The organism is Streptomyces sp. NPDC017095 (genome assembly GCF_044332325.1).
Taxonomy (GTDB): Bacteria; Actinomycetota; Actinomycetes; order Streptomycetales; family Streptomycetaceae; genus Streptomyces.
Window position 1 is genome coordinate 61,432 of the sequence record NZ_JBIROU010000015.1, and the last position, 16,301, is coordinate 77,732.

At 74.5% G+C, this 16,301-nt stretch carries 12 protein-coding genes and 1 pseudogene; 5 read left to right on the plus strand and 8 right to left on the minus strand.

Annotated features, from left to right (window positions below; genetic code table 11):
• Nucleotides 1–68: 68 nt before the first annotated feature.
• Nucleotides 69–1,088, minus strand: coding sequence for an aldo/keto reductase (locus ACH4OA_RS26790; protein WP_397971499.1), 1,020 nt, complete (start codon nucleotides 1,086–1,088; stop codon nucleotides 69–71).
• Between the two features lie 178 nt (nucleotides 1,089–1,266).
• Between ACH4OA_RS26790 and ACH4OA_RS26795 the strand changes: the two genes are divergently transcribed.
• Nucleotides 1,267–1,857 (plus strand): TetR/AcrR family transcriptional regulator, encoded by a 591-nt coding sequence (locus ACH4OA_RS26795; protein ID WP_397971674.1) that lies wholly within the window; start codon nucleotides 1,267–1,269, stop codon nucleotides 1,855–1,857.
• Nucleotides 1,858–1,985: 128 nt separating this feature from the next.
• Here ACH4OA_RS26795 and ACH4OA_RS26800 read toward each other — a convergent pair whose 3' ends face one another.
• The 3 genes from ACH4OA_RS26800 to ACH4OA_RS26810 form a co-directional block, all read right to left on the minus strand.
• The gene (locus ACH4OA_RS26800) at nucleotides 1,986–3,293 is read right to left on the minus strand and encodes a hypothetical protein (RefSeq protein WP_397971502.1); all 1,308 of its coding nucleotides are present in this window, start codon (nucleotides 3,291–3,293) and stop codon (nucleotides 1,986–1,988) included.
• A 131-nt stretch (nucleotides 3,294–3,424) separates the two neighbouring features.
• On the minus strand, nucleotides 3,425–4,078 hold the full coding sequence (locus tag ACH4OA_RS26805) for a TetR/AcrR family transcriptional regulator (protein WP_397971677.1): 654 nt from the start codon (nucleotides 4,076–4,078) through the stop codon (nucleotides 3,425–3,427).
• Between the two features lie 152 nt (nucleotides 4,079–4,230).
• Complete coding sequence (locus ACH4OA_RS26810; RefSeq protein ID WP_397971505.1) at nucleotides 4,231–5,127, minus strand: phenylalanine 4-monooxygenase; 897 nt, start codon at nucleotides 5,125–5,127, stop codon at nucleotides 4,231–4,233.
• A 668-nt stretch (nucleotides 5,128–5,795) separates the two neighbouring features.
• Between ACH4OA_RS26810 and ACH4OA_RS26815 the strand changes: the two genes are divergently transcribed.
• Together ACH4OA_RS26815 and ACH4OA_RS26820 are read left to right on the plus strand one after the other, a co-directional pair.
• Nucleotides 5,796–6,875 (plus strand): MDR family NADP-dependent oxidoreductase, encoded by a 1,080-nt coding sequence (locus ACH4OA_RS26815; protein ID WP_397971508.1) that lies wholly within the window; start codon nucleotides 5,796–5,798, stop codon nucleotides 6,873–6,875.
• A gap of 34 nt (nucleotides 6,876–6,909) precedes the next feature.
• Nucleotides 6,910–7,332: a MerR family transcriptional regulator gene (locus tag ACH4OA_RS26820; RefSeq protein ID WP_365877862.1), complete on the plus strand. Its 423-nt coding sequence runs from the start codon at nucleotides 6,910–6,912 to the stop codon at nucleotides 7,330–7,332.
• Between the two features lie 313 nt (nucleotides 7,333–7,645).
• Here ACH4OA_RS26820 and ACH4OA_RS26825 read toward each other — a convergent pair.
• Nucleotides 7,646–8,863, minus strand: a pseudogene (locus tag ACH4OA_RS26825) (MFS transporter); the annotation flags it as partial.
• Nucleotides 8,864–9,055: 192 nt separating this feature from the next.
• Between ACH4OA_RS26825 and ACH4OA_RS26830 the strand changes: the two are divergent.
• On the plus strand, nucleotides 9,056–9,520 hold the full coding sequence (locus tag ACH4OA_RS26830) for a winged helix-turn-helix transcriptional regulator (RefSeq protein WP_397942053.1): 465 nt from the start codon (nucleotides 9,056–9,058) through the stop codon (nucleotides 9,518–9,520).
• Nucleotides 9,521–9,607: 87 nt separating this feature from the next.
• Here the strand turns inward: ACH4OA_RS26830 and ACH4OA_RS26835 are convergent, their stop codons facing one another.
• The 3 genes from ACH4OA_RS26835 to ACH4OA_RS26845 all read right to left on the minus strand — a co-directional run bounded on the left by ACH4OA_RS26835 (nucleotide 9,608) and on the right by ACH4OA_RS26845 (nucleotide 12,920).
• On the minus strand, nucleotides 9,608–10,609 hold the full coding sequence (locus ACH4OA_RS26835; protein ID WP_397946915.1) for a RimK family alpha-L-glutamate ligase: 1,002 nt from the start codon (nucleotides 10,607–10,609) through the stop codon (nucleotides 9,608–9,610).
• Between the two features lie 229 nt (nucleotides 10,610–10,838).
• Nucleotides 10,839–11,639 (minus strand): GNAT family N-acetyltransferase, encoded by an 801-nt coding sequence (locus tag ACH4OA_RS26840; RefSeq protein WP_397971511.1) that lies wholly within the window; start codon nucleotides 11,637–11,639, stop codon nucleotides 10,839–10,841.
• Between the two features lie 180 nt (nucleotides 11,640–11,819).
• The gene (locus ACH4OA_RS26845; protein ID WP_397946984.1) at nucleotides 11,820–12,920 is read right to left on the minus strand and encodes a PP2C family protein-serine/threonine phosphatase; all 1,101 of its coding nucleotides are present in this window, start codon (nucleotides 12,918–12,920) and stop codon (nucleotides 11,820–11,822) included.
• A 562-nt stretch (nucleotides 12,921–13,482) separates the two neighbouring features.
• Here ACH4OA_RS26845 and ACH4OA_RS26850 point away from each other — a divergent pair.
• A complete protein-coding gene (locus ACH4OA_RS26850) occupies nucleotides 13,483–16,278 on the plus strand; it encodes a SpoIIE family protein phosphatase (RefSeq protein WP_397942058.1) in 2,796 nt (931 codons plus the stop codon).
• Nucleotides 16,279–16,301 lie beyond the last annotated feature (23 nt).

A 16,301-nucleotide genomic window follows, 5' to 3' on the forward strand; every position in this document is an offset into this window, starting at 1 on the left:
CGCCGAGGAACACACCTCGGGGAACCCGTCACAAGGAGCTTCTCGGGCGGCCGTCGGTGGGCCGGGGGTCAGCGGCGCCGCAGGGAAGGGTCGAGCAGCGCGGGCGGGGTGTCGAACTTCTCGTGTGCGGCGAGGTCGGTGCCGGGGGCGACGATGGTGTCGATCGCGTCGAGCACGTCGGCCGGGAGCCGGGTGTCGGCGGCGGCGAGCTGGTCGCGCAGATGACCGAGGGTGCGGGGGCCGATGAGGGCCGCGGTCACGGCCGGGTGCGCGGTGACGAAGCCGAGGGCGAGCTGGATCATCGTCAGACCGGCCCCCTCGGCGACCTCGGCCAGCCGCTCGACGGCGTCGAGCCGGGCCCGGTTGGCCGGGACGCTCAGGTCGAAGCGCTCCGGCAGGATCGTCGCACGGTGGCCGGCGACCTCCTGCCCCCTGCGCACCGCGCCCGACAGCCAGCCCGAGGCCAGGGGGCTCCAGGCCAGCACACCGAGTCCGTACTCCTCGGTGACGGGCAGGACGTCGGCCTCGATGCCCCGCTGGAGGATCGAGTAACTGGGCTGCTCGGTGACGTAGCGGCCCAAGTGATGGGCGCGGGCCGCCCATTGGGCCTGGACGATGCGGTAGGCGGGGAAGGTCGAGGAGCCGAAGTACCGGATCTTTCCGGCGCGTTGCAGGTCGGTGAGGGCAGACAGCGTCTCCTCGTCGGCGGTGGCCGGGTCCCAGCGGTGGATCTGGTAGAGATCGACGTGGTCGACACCGAGGCGGCGCAGGCTGTCGTCCAGCGCGGTGACCAGCCAGCGCCGCGAACCGCCCCGCCGGTTGGGGTCGTCGCCCATGGGCAGGGTCGCCTTCGTGGCCAGCACGATGTCGTCGCGGCGGCCGGCGATGGCCTTGCCGACCATCTCCTCCGACTCGCCGTCGCCGTACATGTCGGCGGTGTCGATGAGGTTGATCCCCGCCTCCAGGGCGGCGTCGACGATGGCGGTGGCCTCGTCCTGGGTGGTGCGCCCGATGGCGCCGAAGTTCATCGCGCCGAGCGCGAGGGTGCTGACCTGTACACCGGTACGGCCCAAGGTGCGGTACTGCATGCCTGTGACTCCTTCTGCGAGCGGAGCGGAGGAAGCGGCTCCACTGGGGGCGCGCTTGGCTGCCGGGGTCCGCTCTGCCATGATGAGCAAGCGGAACCTCGTTCCGGAACGACGATACGGAACAGTGTTCCGTTTCCGCAAGAGGTGCCGGACATGGTGTTGGCGAAGGGAGCGCGTGGTGAAGGACAGCGGCGAGGGCACCGGGCGCGCGGCCCCGGCCCAGCGCAGGGACGCCCGCCGCAACAAGGAGACGCTGCTGGAGGCGGCCGCCGCGGTCTTCGTCGCCTCGGGCGTGGAAGCGCCGGTACGGGACATCGCGGCCAAGGCGGGCGTCGGCGTGGGCACGATCTACCGCCACTTCCCGACGCGGGCGGACCTCGTCATCGCGGTCTACCGGCACCAGGTCGAGGCCTGTGCGGAAGCCGGTCCCGCCTTGCTGGCACAGAGCGCGACGCCGTACGCCGCGCTGCGGCAGTGGATCGGCCGCTTCGTCGACTTCCTGGTCACCAAGCACGGGCTGGCGGCCGTACTGCGGTCCGACAACGCCGGCTTCGAAGCGCTGCACGCCTGCTTCCTGGACCGGCTGGTGCCCGTCTGCACCGAGCTGCTCCGGGCCGCGGCCGCGGCCGGTGAGATCCGCTCCGACGTCGAGGCGTACGCGCTGATGCGCGGCGTCGGGAACCTGTGCGCCGGCGCGGAGAGCGACCCGCACTACGACGCGCGCCGCCTGGTCGACCTCCTCGTCGCGGGACTGAGCCGCTTCGACTGACCACCACCCGGCCGCACCGGCCGCACCGCCCGGCCCCCCGGATGGCGCGGCCGGCGGACCAGAGCGGCCAGGCAGGCTCCCCGACTCCGAGGCGTCGTAAGCGAGTTGCCAATCCTCGCGGCGCGTTCCTAGCCCTTGCGGCGGTAGACGACCAGATACGACACGTTGCCCACATCGTGGGTGAAGACACCGACCCCGCGGAAGTCGGCCACGGGCGCCTGCTGTCCTTCGGGGAGCGCCTTCGGGGTGCCCGTGGCCAGCGCGAGCTGGACGGGGGCCGTGCTCCCGGTCAGACTCCCGTCCTTCGTCAGCGAGGTGCCGTAGGCGATGCCGTCGTCCGTGACGGAGCGGAAGCTGAGGGGCTTAGTGTCGTCGGTCTCCTCGAAGCAGTAGCCCTTCTTCGCCCCGAGGTCGAAGGAGAGGTGCTCGGAGACCAGATAGCGGCCGTTCGGGGAGAGCGCGGAGCCGGGAGCCTCCGCGGACGCGACGAACGGCTTGGCGCACAGCACGGACGCCTGGACTCGGCCGGTCCGGCCGTCGAGCACGGCCCACACGTTCTGGTCGCCTTCGTTCTTCTGCTCCCAGCGGGCGACGAGGTGCCCGCCGGCGGCCGGCCATACCGCTCCGGTCGCGGGGTCGGCCCCGGCCGGCGCGATCCGGTCGTCGTCCCAGGAGCCGGGGATGCCGAACGCGCCCGCGCCCTCGTTCAGCACCACCGGGTCCCGGTCCGTCAGGGCGGCGATGTCGTTGCCGTAGGAACACGAGGAACAGCCGGGCGCCTTGAGGGAATCGGTGTCATAGGTGGTGGTGCGGCCCGTCACCACGTCGAGGGCGACCCTGCGCTTGTCCGTCACGGGTATCAGCAGCCTCTCCCCCGCTTCGGTGACATTGCCCGTGCCGTAGTCGGTCGCCGGAACCTCGGCATGGCGGGCGGGCGCCACCGCGTCGCCCGAGCCGTCGGCGGCGTAGACGTCCACGGCGTACACCTGCTTCGCCTTGGCCAGGGCGTCGCCGCCCTTCTTGCCCCGGGACCAGGTCACCAGGTACTCGGCGTCGCCGGCCGGGACGACGAACAGGCCCGGCGTGGCGCCCTCGGACAGGTCCGCGAACGGCTTGCCCGTCCAGCGGACGCGGCCGGTCACCGCGTCCCGGACGGTCACCCGGTACGCGGACCCCGCGCCGGTCATCGTGGCGATCGCGCCGGCCTTCGGCAGCACGGCGTACGTGCCGAGCTGCTTGCCCGAGAGCTGCCAGCCCCGTGCGGTGTCGTAAGCGGCGGGCACGTCCAGCCTGAGCGAGGGCGCCGGTGCCGAGGTGTGCGTGGGAGGCTTGTCGCCGTGACCGGTGGGCTTCGTCCCTGCCGGCCCGTCACCGCAGGCCGCGAGCGATCCCAGGGCCACGACGGCGACGGACGCCCTGACGAGTACCGATCTCATGCACTGTCCCTTCCGTTCCGGCGGAGGACAGCCCACGACCCGAACCGCCTCCCCCGATGGCGTGATCATGACCGAACACTACCGTCCGGGCCGCCATGCCCGCCTGCCCCGGCGAACGGTGCCGTCCGTCGTCAGTGCTCTGTGACGGTCTCCGTCTCCGCCTCGTACAGCCGGGCCGGGTCGAAGCCCATCTCCGCGTAGTGGCCCGCGAGTTCGAGGGAGAGGACGCCGTGCAGCCGGGTCCAGAAGGCCAGGGCGCGGCGCCGGGCCCGCGGCGGGGCCGGGTGTGCGCGGGCCCAGGCCCGGCGGCCGTCGCGATGCGCCTCCGGCGGTGCCGGAGGCCCGGCGGCGACTGGTCCGGCGGTGCAGGCGCCGAGGACGACGGCCATGATCTCGGAGGTGATCCGGGTGGTGTCCTCGGGCGCGTGGCGGCCGGGCAGCGGGGTGCCGTAGACGAGGAAGTAGCGCTGCGGGTCGGCCAGGGCCCAGGCGCGCAGGGCGTGCGCCAGGCCGCGCAGGCCGGCACCGGCCTCGGCGCGGGCGCGGAGGGTCTCGGCCAAGCCGCGGTAGGCGTCCCTGACCAGCTCGGCGATCAGGTCGTCCCGGCCGGCGAAGTACCGGTACAGCGCCGGTCCGCTCAGGCCCATCCGCTTGGCGATCGCGTTGAGGGAGAGGGCGGAGGCGCCGGCGGTGGCGATCTGCTCCCAGGCGTGTTTCTTGATCTCCTCCCGCACCTGGGCGCGGTACCGCTCCCGGGGCGTTCCCGTATCGGACCCGCCGGCCACCGTCTGCACGTTCCCGTTTCCCGTTCCTGAGTGATCGTCAGTTCGCTGGGCTTCGTTAGGGCATATCACGGGAGCTATCGGTCCTCGCGGCGCCACTTCGGTGCGCAGCGGGGAGCCCACACCGGCGGACCGTCCGCCCGGCGTGCGACGGCTCAGCGGCCGGCGGTGGTGCGGGTCTCGTGCGGGGCCGGCCGGCGGCGCGGCTCGCTGTCGTCGCGGAGGTCCTCCAGGAAGCCGCCCAGGGTGTCGGCGACCTCGTCCAGACTGCGGGCGCTGAAGAGCACCGGCTGGTAGCCGCGGATGTCGTAGGCGGTGGCGAGCATGGTGTCGATGTCCAGCGGGACGACGCGGGCCGCGGACAGCCGGCTCAGCTCGCCGTAGGAGGACAGCAGGGCCGCGCCGTACGCCTTGGGTGTCCCGCCTTCGTCCAGGACGCCGTACTCCAGCGTGAACCAGTACACGTCACTGATCATCTGCAGGAGGTCCGCGCGGTCGACCCGTCGCGCCGCCTCGCCGATCAGACGGTAGATCCGGGCGAAGCCGGGCGAGGAGAGGTGGATGCCGTGGCCGAAGACGTCGTGGATGACGTCGGGTTCCGGGGTGAACAGCGGTACGGCCGGGTGACGGACGAACTGCACGGCGTGGAAGTAGCCGCCGGCCATCGAGCCCAGGAACCGCTTGTTCCCGACCACTCCCCCGGCGAGCGTGAAGTCGAAGCCGGTCAGCCGCCGCAACCGGGCGCCGACCTCGGCGTGCTGCGGGATGTGGTCCGCGGGGATCGGGGCGTGTTCCCTGGCCTCGTGGACGGCGCGGCACGCGTGCTCGTCCTGGGCCTTCCACAGGGCCTGGTGGACGGTGCGCCAGGTCCTCTCCTCGCTCGGGCTGTAGTCGACCGGCGGAGAGGGGTTGCCGACCCGGTGGCCGCGGGCGCGCGCGGCGATCGCCTGACGCCGGAACAGGTAGTCCGGATCGCTGAGTCCGGGGTGCCGGCCGGCCTCGCCCAGCCTGCCGCCGGCCGTGACGGGGGTTCGCGCCTGTGTACCGCTCATGAACCGATCGTTCCTTCCCGGTCCTGGTCGGTCAGGTGGTACGCGGCCCGGGCGGACGCCGTGGTGCCGGCCGACGCCGCCCCGGCGGCCGGCACGACGGCCGGGCCGGCGGCGGTGGCGCCGGAACCAGCGGTCCGGGGTGTCCGCCTCCGCGGTCGCCCCGAGCACCACCTGCGGGGTCCCGGATCACCGTGGCCGCTTCGCGGCGCCGGGTCCGGGTCCGACTGTTCGGCTTGCTGACTTGCTGTTCGGCTTGCTGACTTGTGCGGAGCGCGCCGGAAGTGCCACACGCCCTCCGACGCCAGTCTCCCCTCGGCAGCGACGTTCGGCCACCGGCGCCGCGAAGCGGTACGCGGCGCTGATGGGGCGGTCACGTTCGGTACCTGTGGGCCCGGGGGGCGGGGGCGCGGGGGCGCCGCGCGCAAGGGCGCCGGGGGGGCCGGGGCGTCGAGGGGCCGGGAGCCGGAGCGGTTCCCGTCGACCGGCGGAGCGCGGCGCGGCGCAGCCCGGGAGCGTGGGGTTAACGGGTGCGAGGCACCCAGGGAGGGAGCGGGAGACGGGGAACCCAGCCCCGGCCCGCGGTCTTCCGGCCGCCGCGCGGGGTTGCCCCTGACGCGCGGGTCAGGGTTTAGCGTGGCGCCTCCCCCGCTCCCCTGAGGAGGTCGCTCATGACATCGGTCGCGCATCAGGTCGGCCGTGAAGTACGGCTCGCCGCCGTCCCCGTGGGACTGCCGGTGCCCGCGGACCTCACCGTCGCCGAGGCCCCGGTGGGCCGGCCGGGCCCGGACCACGTCCTCGTGCGCAACCGGCACTTCCTGGTCTCCGCCGGCCTGCGCACCCTGCTCGGCGGAGCCGCGCGGGGCACTCCGGTGCCCGGCCTGCGCCCGGGCGACACGCTCATGGGACCGGCGGTCGGCGAGGTGGTCCGCGCGCCGCACGGCAGCGGGCTGCACCCCGGCGATCTGGTGACGCATCCGCTCGGCTGGCGCGAGTACGCCGTCGTACCCGTGGCGTGGTGCGGCCGGGTCGACCCGGCGCTGCCCGACCCGGTCGCCCAGCTCTCCTTCGGCTCCGCCGCCTACGGCGCGCTGACCCGGCTCACCGGAGTGCGCGAGGGAGATGTCGTCCTGGTCACCGGCGCCGCCGGCGGCGTGGGCTCGCTGGCCGGGCAGATCGCCCGGCTGCTGGGTGCCGCCCGGGTCATCGGAACCACCGGTACCGCCCGGAAGACCGGGCGTCTCGTCGCCGAGCTGGGCTACGACGCGGTCCTGACGGCGGGTTCCTGGCGTGCGACAGGGGACGCCGGGGACTCCCGGGCCGCGTATCGCGCGTTCGCCGGGCAGCTCGCCGAGGCCGCGCCGGACGGCATCGACGTGCTCCTCGACACCGTGGGCGGCGCGCAGCTCACCGCCGCGGTGGACGCCGCCCGGCCCGGCGCCCGGTTCGCGCTGGTCGGGGCGTTGTCCGGGCAGCTCGCGGCCGAGGGGGCCGGCGCCGCCGCACCGGTGGAGATCGACGCGTACCGGCTGGTCCTGATGGGAGCGTCGCTGGCGGGCTACATCGGCACCGCCCATCCCGGGGTGGAGGCCGAGTGGACGGAGCGGTTCGCCGCATGGCTGCGGTCCGGCCGGATCCGGTTCCCGCTGACGCGGGTCGCGGGCATCGGGCGGGCTCCGCAGGCGTTGCGGGAAGTGATCGAGGGGCAGTATGTCGGGGCGGTCGTCGTGGACGTGGCCGGCGATGGGTGACGGCCGCTGCCACGGACGGCGGGAGGCGGACAGCGTGCGGATCGGTGATGCGGCGGCGGCCGTGGGGGCGACGCCCCGGGCGTTGCGTTTCTACGAGCAGCGCGGACTTCTGCCCCCGCCGGCCCGCACGGGATCGGGGCAGCGGGACTACGGGCCCGGGGAACTCGCCGTGCTGCGTGTCATCCGGGCGCTGCTCGCGCTCGGGCTCACGGTCGAGGACCTGCGAGCCGTCGCCGACCGGCTCCCGCTCCTCGCCGTGGCCCCGCCGGGCGGCGCCGGGGCCGCTGCGCCTGCCCGCGAAGGGTCCGCAGCGCCGGACGGGGAAGCGGAGGGCGTCGGCGCGGCGGTGGTGGAGCGGCGGATCGCCGCCTTGGACGCGGACATCGAGCGGCTGACGCGGCTGCGGGACGCCCTGAAGGCCGGCCTGACGGCCCCGCCCTGCGGACCGGTCCCGTAGCCCGGGACGGCGCCGTGACTCAGTCGTCCGGTGTGGCGGGTGGCACCACGGTCCGGTGGTCGTCCGGTGTGGCCGGTTGCACCGCGGCCCGGTGATCATCCGGTGTGGCCGGTGGCACCACGGCCCGATGGACGTCCGGTGTGGCCGGTGGCACCACGGTCCGGTGGTCGTCCGGTGTGGCCGGTGGCACCACGGTCCGGTGGTCGTCCGGTGTGGCCGGTGGCACCGCGGCCCGATGGCCGTCCGGCGAGGCCGATGACGCCACCGCCCGGTGGTCGTCCGGCGAGGCCGGTGGCACCGCGGCCCGCTGCTGGAGGCGCCGGGTCACCGCCCACAGCAGCAGGGCGGCGCCGCTGAAGGCCGCGCCCAGCACGGACACGCCGGACCAGCCCGCCGCCGCGTACACCAGGGAGGAGCCGGTGGCGCCGAGGGCGCTGCCGGCCGAGTAGAAGATCATGTAGCCGCCGATGATCCTGCTTCCCGCGTCCGGGCGGACCGCGTGGATGAGGGTCTGGTTGGTGACGTGCACGGCCTGCACGGCGAAGTCCAGCAGGACCGCGCCCACGGCGAGCGCCCACAGCGACTGCCGGGTGAACGCCAGCGGCAGCCACGACAGCGCGAGCAGGACCAGCGCGATGCCGGTGGTGCGCTGCGCGAGACCGCGGTCGTTCCAGCGGCCGGCGATGCCCGCGGCCAGCGCGCCGGCCGCTCCGGCGAGCCCGAACGCGCCGATCGCGGTGTGCGACAGCGACCACGGCGGGCTGCTGAGCGGCTGGACGACACTGCTCCACAGCGTGCTGAAGGCCGCGAAGACGAAGAACGCCAGCCCGCCGCGGACCCGGAGCAGCGGCTGACGGGCGAACAGCAGGACGGTCGACGCCAGCAGCCGCCGGTACGGCAGCGGGGCGGTCGGTGGCCGCCCGGCCGGCAGGGACCGGCGCAGGAGCACGGTGAGCGTGGCGGTCAGCGCGGCCGAGAAGAGGTACACGGCCCGCCATCCGGCCAGGTCGGCCAGGACGCCCGCCACCGTGCGGGCCAGCAGGATGCCGGTGATCACTCCGCTGGTGACCGATCCGACGACCCGCCCCCGGAAGGCCGGGGCGGTGAGGGAGGCCGCCGCGGCGACCATCGTCTGGGCCACGACGGCCAGCGCGCCGACCGCGACGAGCGCGGCGAGCAGCGCGGCGGTCGCGGGTGCCAGCCCGACCGCCAGCAGCGCGACGGCGAGCAGACCGAGCTGGAGCGTGATCAGCCGCCGCCGGTCCACCAGGTCGCCGAGCGGCACGAGCAGGAACAGGCCCGCCGCGTAGCCGAGCTGGGTGACGGTGACGATGGCGCCGAGCAGGCCGGAGCCGAGCGAGAAGCGCTCGCCGAGCGTGACCAGCAGGGGCTGGGCGAAGTAGACGGTGGCCACCGCGCTGCCGCAGGCGACGGCGAAGAGCAGGACCAGTCGGGCGGGCGGCGGCCCGGTCGGTGCGGGCGCGGCGGTCCCGGCCGTCCGGCCGCCGGCCGTGGAGCGGTGGCTCGGCATACGGCACCTTCCCTTCGATGGTTGCAAGTTGCTACCGGTGGACTCTAGGGCGCACTGGTAGCATGTTGCAACCGAACGTTTCGCGCGGATGCCCGCCGCAGAAGTCCCCTACGGATGTCCCGCACCGCTGTCCCACACGTCCCGCAGGTCCCGCACCGCTGTTCCGCGTGTCTCGCGCAGGAGGAGAGCCCGATGGTCGCCCGCACCCGGTTCGACGCCGACCCCTGCCCCGTCGCCCGCTCGATCGACGCCATCGGCGACTGGTGGTCCCTGCTGATCGTGCGCGACGCCTTCGACGGCAGCCGCCGGTTCGGGCAGTTCCAGCGCAGCCTGGGGATCGCCAAGAACATCCTCACCGCGCGGCTGCGCACGCTGGAGCAGGCCGGTGTGATCGAGACCGTGCCCGCCGCCGACGACAGCCCCTACCGGGAGTACGTCCTCACCGAGAAGGGACGCGCCCTCTTCCCCGTCGTCGTCGCGCTGCGCCAGTGGGGCGAGGCCCACTGCTTCGCTCCCGGGGAAGCGCACTCGCGGCTCCTGGACCGCCGCGACGGGCGCCCGCTGAGCCCGCTGGAGATCCGCTCCGGTGACGGGCGTCCGGTCGGCCCGGACGAGACGGTGGTCGAAAAAATCACCCTCGCCGACGACACGGACTGAACCGGAGCGGCCGTGCCACCGCCGCGGGCCACGGCGGTCACGACCTGTCTCGGACCTGCCCGGGGCAGGCCGTTGCCGACGCCGGCCCTACGCGACGGTGCGGCTGGCCCCGGCCGCCCGAGGTTCCGGGCCGCCCGGGCCGCCCTCGGACAACCGGCGGGCGACACAGGCCGTAATGGCCGGGACGACCCCGGTCATCTCCGGGCGCCAGCCCGGTACGGAGTTCACCTCGCAGAGGGTGTAGCCGTCCGGGGAGGTGAACAGCAGGTCCACCCCGGCGATGTCCAGGCCGAGGACGCGCGCCGCGCGCACCGCCAGTTCCTCCGCCCGCGGATGGCGGCCCGTGCGCACGGTGGCGGAGCCGCCCCGGGCGACGTTGGCGGTGAGGGCGCCGTCGTGGGAGGTGTGCAGGACCGTGCCCACCGGTGCGCCGTCGACCACGAGCACGCGCAGGGTACGGCCGTGGGAGGCGGCCACGTGCTCCTGGAAGAGGAACGGCGTCTCCTGGCTGAGGCTGCCGGCCAGCTCGCGCAGCAGACGCGGGTCCGGGGCGAGGAAGACCTGTCCGCCCTTGGCGCCGCCGACCGACTTCACCACGCACGGCGTGTCCAGGTCCGGGCTGCGGACGACGCCTTCCAAGGGAGCCGTGGCGTAGGAGAGGGTGTCGGGCACCGGCAGTCCGGCCAGGGCGAGTTCCTGGAGCTGCCAGACCTTGTTGCGGGAGGTGAGCTGGGCGTCGAGCGGGTTGACGAGGGTGCTGCCCATGCGCGCGAGGTGCCGTAACAGGGTCACCTCGCGGTCGTCGCGCATGGGGCCCGCCACCTGCCGTACGCACACCACCCTGGGCGCGGGCACCTCCATGCCGCCCAGGGTGCGCAGAATCAACCGGCCGCCGTGCACGCCGAACAGCAGCTCGTCGGTGTGCCAGACCGCGAAGCGGGAGCCGTGGGCGCCGGCGAGCGCCGCCGCCAGTTCGCGTGTGGACCGGCGCAGTGCGGTCGGCCGGTGCCGTACCAGCAGCCACACGTCGGCGGCCGCCGGCCCGGCCTGGCGCCGCGCACCGGGTACGGCATGGTGCTGATCGACCACTCCGGCTCCTCCGCCTCGCCGCCCACCACCGGCGGGCCGTCGACGGGTCAGTCTCGCAGTTCCGCGGTCACGGTGTCAGGCGTGTGGAGCCGGCCGACCTCCGAGCCGGGGCCGGTCCGGCGAACAGGGGACCGGCGTGCCGCTCGGGAGCGGGGCCGGCGTGCCGCTCGGGAGCGGGGCCGGCGTGCCGTTCGGGAGCGGGAGCCCTTGGTGCCGGCCGTGGGCGGCCTCAGCGTTTCAGGCCGTAGAAGCGCATCGGCGAGTTCGGCCGGAAGCCGATCCGCGGGTACACCGGTGCTCCGGCCGCCGTCGCGTGGAGTGTGGCGCGGGTCAGGCCGGTCGCCCGGGCGCCCTCGTACAGGGCCTTGCGCGTCACCGCCTCGCCGTAGCCCCTGCGCTGCCCTTCCGGCGCCGTGGCGACGAGGGCGACGAAGAGCCTGCCGTCCGCCTCCACCGTCGCGGCGCAGGTCACCGGGACACCGTCGCGCAGGCCGAGGTAGGCGTGCACGCCGTCCTTCCACAGCCGGGACCCGAGGAGTCCGTCGCGGCCGTCTGCCAGCGGGAATCCGTAGGCGCGCGCGTTCAGGTCCGCGTACGCCCGGAGGTGTTCGTCGGTGGTGACGCGTACGAACGTCAGCTCGGGGTGGGCCGGCTCGGGCAGCGGCAGGAAGTCACCGGCCATGCCGGTGCCCGGGAAGGCGTAGGCGAGCCCCGCCTTCTCCGCCGCCGTCTCCATTTGTGCGCGTGCCTCGGCGCCGAGGAGGTCTTCGAAGAGCCAGAGGAACCCGGGGTGGCGTTTCGCGCGCATGAGGTCCGCCGCCTGGCACAGGCGTTCCTTCAGGAGCGCGGGGTCCGCGTCCACGTCGGTCAGGGTGACGCAGTTCCAGAACGCGAACCGGCAGTCGGCCCAGCGGACGGCGATGCCCGGCAGGTCCCGCACATCGGCGTCCGGATCGCGGTCGAGCACCATGGCCCGCCAGACCAGGGCGAGTTGCTCCATCGATTCGACCGACTCCGTACGATCCGTCATCTGCTCCCCCTGGGGGCGGCGAGGTCTGGTGGGCCCAACCAGTCATACGGCACCGGCCCGGGTGATGTCCCGGACCGGCACACTGTGCGGGCGCCGTTTCCGCGGCCTGCGCCCGGCCCGTTCCGACGGGCGGTCAGGCCGCAAGGACACGTGCCGCTCCGGTGCCGGCGGCCGTGCCGCTCAGTGCCCCGCAGCCGCCGACGGCACGGGACGCTCTTCGGTGGCGAGGCAGACGGCGAGCGCCGCGATGTCGTCCTGGAGGCGGTCGCCGCTGTAGGCCAGCAGGTCGTGGTGGAGCTGTTCGAGGAGCCGCCGGGGCGGCAGGCGGCTCCACGCGCCGAGGCGCTCCAGGAGGGGGTAGAAGGCGCCGTCCGGGGCGCGGGTCTCCGTGATGCCGTCCGTGTACAGCAGCAGTTGGTCGCCTGGGAGGAAGGAGTACTGGTCCATGTGGTACGGCTCCCCGTCCAGCATCCCCAGGTTGAGCGGCGGGGCCGGCCGTCCGCTGTCCAGTTCGCGCACCTCGCCCGAGCGGATGAGGACGGGCGGCGGGTGGCCGCAGTTGACCACGCGGAGCAGCGGGCGCCCGGCGGAGATCTCGACGAAGACGGCGGTGACGAACCGTTCGCCCACCTCGCTCCCGCCCAGCAGGGCGGCCCTGCGGTTCATGCTCGTCTCCACCCGGTCGGCCAGCGCGGGCAGCGCGGGTTCGTCGTGCGCGGCCTCGCGGAACGCGCCGAGCAGCGCCGCGGCGGTCTCCACCGCGAGCAGGCCCTTGCCCCTGACGTCACCGATGACCAGCCGGACGCCGTACCGGGTGGGGACGGCCTCGTACAGATCGCCGCCGATGCGGGCCTCCGCCGCGGCCGACAGGTACAGGCTGTGCAGGAGGAGATCACCGATCCGGTGCGGCACGGGCCGCAGCAGGACCCGCTGGGCGATGTCGGCGACGAAGCGCACGTCGGCCAGCGTGCGCTCGCGGTGGACGCGGTGCGCGGCCAGGACGGTGCCGAGGGCGCCCACCAGGGTGGTGCAGACGTAGTCGGCGACGTAGTGGCGGTCCCACAGATAGCCGACGGCCCGGCCCGCGCAGCACGGGGTGCCGGCCAGGACGCCCTCCAGGGCGACGGCGAACACCGTGGCGCCGGCGACGACGGCGGGCCCGTGGGCGAACGCGGTCACCAGCGGCAGGACCACCAGTACGAAGCTCACCGGCCACTGGACGGGCGTCAGCGGCTCCAGCAGCAGGACGGCGGCGACGTACAGGACCGGCAGCCACCGCAGCCACGCGGGAGGCGCCGGCAGCCGTGTCCGCGCGCCGGCGCCGTCCTCCGGCTCCCGACCGGTATGTCCAGCCCTCCTCGGCCTACGTGGTCCTCGCACACGGACTCCTGTCACGGGAACTCGACAAGGTCCCCAGCCTGGTCCGCCGGGCCCCGGCACTCCGGTCATTGCTCCACTCCACGGCATGTTCCGTGACGGAGGGTGACGGGTGGGGTGACGACGCGGGACCGCATTCGCCGGGAGCCGTGCGCAGTCCTCGCCGGGCGCCGTCCGGAGCCGTCAAACGAGCGCGGGGCGGGGCCGTCCGCGGGCGTGGGACGGGCCACTGTCCGACCGGGCGCCGGGTGCCGGACGCCGACCGTGGCCGGCGCAGACGGCGAGGCCACCGGACGTGAGCAGTGACCGACGCGGACGGCGCAGCCGCCGGACGTGAGCCGTGCCCGGCGCCCGGGCAGGCCGTGCCCGGTTTCCCGCGGGTGGGCCGGGCGCGGGGTGAGCCCGGTCGCCGCGGGTGGGCTCGCAGCGGTCGCCGGGCACGGAGTTCCAGTGCTAGAAAAGGGAGATGAGCGGACGTTTCCGCCGCCCATGGGCGAGATCGGCGCCGCCGTCCGGCACCCGGTGGCCCTCCGGTCCGTCCCGCGGCCGGGGGCCGTGGCCGCGCCGCCGGCGCCGTCTGCCGTCGTCCCTGAGCGTCCGCACGCTCGCCGCGCAGGTCTTCGTGCTCCAGGCGCTGATCATGCTGTTGCTGGTGGCGGTGGGGGCGACCGCCCTGGCGGTGCAAGGGCTGTACGACGCCGAGCGCGACGCCGCGGACCGGTCGCTGGCCGTGGCCGAGTCCTTCGCGCACGCTCCCGGGACCACGTCGGCGCTGCGCTCGCCGGATCCGACGGCCCGGCTGCAAGACCAGGCGGAGCAGGTGCGCAAGGGTTCCGGCGTCGACTTCGTCACCGTTCTGGACCGGCACGGCGTCCGGCTCACCGACTCCGACCCCACCCTGATCGGCACCAGGGCCCAGGGGGTGGGCCGGGCCGCCATGGGAGAGACGTTCACCGAGACCTACCACGGCCGGCCGGCCGACGCCGTGCGCGCGGTGGTCCCCGTGCTGGACGCGAGCAGACGCGTGGTCGGCATGGTCAGCGCCGGGATCGAGTACGCCAATGTGGGTGACGTGCTGAGACGGCAGCTGCCCCTGCTGCTCGGCGCCGCGGCGGGCACCCTCGTCCTGGCGACGGGCGGCGCGGCCCTGGTCAGCCGCCGGCTGCTGCGGCAGACCCACGGGCTGGGCCCGGCCGAGATGACCCGGATGTACGAACACCACGACGCCGTGCTGCACGCGGTGCGCGAGGGCGTGCTGATCGTCGGCGGCGACGGACGCGTCCTGCTCGCCAACGACGAGGCGCGACGGCTGCTGGACCTGCCGGCGGACGCCGACCGGCGGCAGGTGCGGGAGCTGGCGCTGGGACCGGACCTGACCCGGTTGCTGGCGGCGGGCGAGAGCGCGTCCGACGAGGTCGTCCGGGCCGGGGACCGGCTGCTGGCGGTGAACATCCGGCCCACCGCCCCCTACGGCGGCGAGCAGGGGTTCGTGGTCACCCTCCGGGACAGCACGGAGCTGCGGGCGCTGTCCGGGCAGGCCGAGGTGGCGCGGGGCCGGCTGTCGTTCCTGTACGAGGCGGGCGTGCGGATCGGCACCACGCTCGACGTGCGGCGCACCGCCGAGGAGCTGTCCGAGGTGGCGGTGCCCCGCATGGCCGACTTCGTCACCGTCGAACTGCTCGACGCCGTGCTGCGCGGCGAGGAGCCCACGGGCGCGGTGCACGAGATGCGGCGCACCGCGCTGCGCGCCTCGCGCCCGGGGCATCCCTTGCAGCCGGTGGGCGAGGTGATCCGGTTCGTGATGGCCGACACCCCGATGGCGGCGGCCCTGCGCCGCGGCAAGGCCGTCCTCGTGCCGGACCTGCGCACCGCCCGGGACTGGCGGGCCCAGGACCCCGGCGGGGGCCGGCGGACCCTGGACTACGGCATCCACTCGCTGATCACGGTGCCGCTACGGGCGCGCGGGGTGGTCCTCGGCATGGCGGACTTCTGGCGGGGCGCGGGCTCCCCCCGGTTCGACGAGGAGGACGTCGCGGTGGCCGAGGAACTGGTGGCCCGGGCCGCCGTGGCGATCGACAACGCCCGCCGGTTCTCCCGCGAGCACGCCATGGCGGTGACGCTGCAACGCAGTCTGCTGCCCGTGGGCCTGCCGGAACAGGACGTCCTGGAGATCGCCTCGCGCTATCTGCCGGCGCGCTCCGGGGTGGGCGGGGACTGGTTCGACGTCATCCCGCTGCCCGGGTTCCGGGTGGCCCTGGTCGTCGGCGACATCGTCGGGCACGGGATGCAGGCCGCGGTGACCATGGGGCGGCTGCGCACGGCGGTGCTGAACTTCTCGTCCCTGGACCTCGCCCCCGACGAGCTGCTGGGGCACCTGGACGAGATGGTGACCTGGCTGGACACGCAGACCGCGACCGCCGAGGACGACGACCACGTCCCGCTCACCGGCGCCACCTGCCTGTACGCCGTGTACGACCCGGTCGGCGGGCGCTGCACCCTGTCCCGCGCCGGGCATCTCGCGCCCGCCGTGGCGGACCCCGAGGGCCGGGTGACCTTCCCGGAGCTGCCGTTGTCGCCGCCGCTGGGCGTGGGCGGGCACCCGTTCGAGTCGGGTGAGCTGGTGCTGCCCGAGGGCAGCCGTCTCGTCCTGTTCACCGACGGCCTGATCGAGAGCCGCGGCCGGGACGTCGACGAGGGTCTGACGCTGCTCTCCTCGACCGTCGCCCAGGCGGACCGGTCACCGGAGGAAACCTGCCGGGCCCTCGTGGAACGGATGCTGCCGGAGCATCCCAGTGACGACGTGGCCCTGCTGGTGGCCCGGACCCGGCTGCTGAAACCGTCGTGCGTGGCGACCTGGGACGTGCCGTTCGACGTGACGGCGGTGCCCCGTGTACGGGGCGAGGTGAGCCGGCGGCTCGCCGACTGGCAGCTGGAGGAGACGGCGTTCGCCACGGAGCTGATCCTGAGCGAACTCCTCACCAACGCGCTGCGCTACGGCGCCCCGCCCGTGCGGGTCCGGCTGCTGCTGGGCCGCACGCTGGTGTGCGAGGTGTCGGACGGCAGCAACACCTCGCCCCGGCTGCGCCACGCGGCCAGCACGGACGAGGGAGGCCGCGGCCTGTTCCTCGTCTCCCGGTTCGCGGACCTGTGGGGGACCCGTTACGCACCGCGGGGCAAGGTCATCTGGGCCGAACAGACCCTGGACCGCACCCCGGAACCGGACCCTTCCGTCCTCTTCGACCTCGACGTCATGGGTCTGTGAGGCGGCCTCGACGTCATGGGGCG

Bases quoted from the DNA above. Each gene is read 5' to 3' on its own strand.
- ACH4OA_RS26800 (WP_397971502.1), bottom strand. From the start codon at position 3,293: ATGAGATCGGTACTCGTCAGGGCGTCCGTCGCCGTCGTGGCCCTGGGA.
- ACH4OA_RS26810 (WP_397971505.1), bottom strand. From the start codon at position 5,127: ATGAGCGGTACACAGGCGCGAACCCCCGTCACGGCCGGCGGCAGGCTG.
- ACH4OA_RS26850 (WP_397942058.1), top strand. From the start codon at position 13,483: ATGAGCGGACGTTTCCGCCGCCCATGGGCGAGATCGGCGCCGCCGTCC.
- ACH4OA_RS26815 (WP_397971508.1), top strand. From the start codon at position 5,796: ATGACATCGGTCGCGCATCAGGTCGGCCGTGAAGTACGGCTCGCCGCC.
- ACH4OA_RS26830 (WP_397942053.1), top strand. From the start codon at position 9,056: ATGGTCGCCCGCACCCGGTTCGACGCCGACCCCTGCCCCGTCGCCCGC.
- ACH4OA_RS26840 (WP_397971511.1), bottom strand. From the start codon at position 11,639: ATGACGGATCGTACGGAGTCGGTCGAATCGATGGAGCAACTCGCCCTG.
- ACH4OA_RS26790 (WP_397971499.1), bottom strand. From the start codon at position 1,088: ATGCAGTACCGCACCTTGGGCCGTACCGGTGTACAGGTCAGCACCCTC.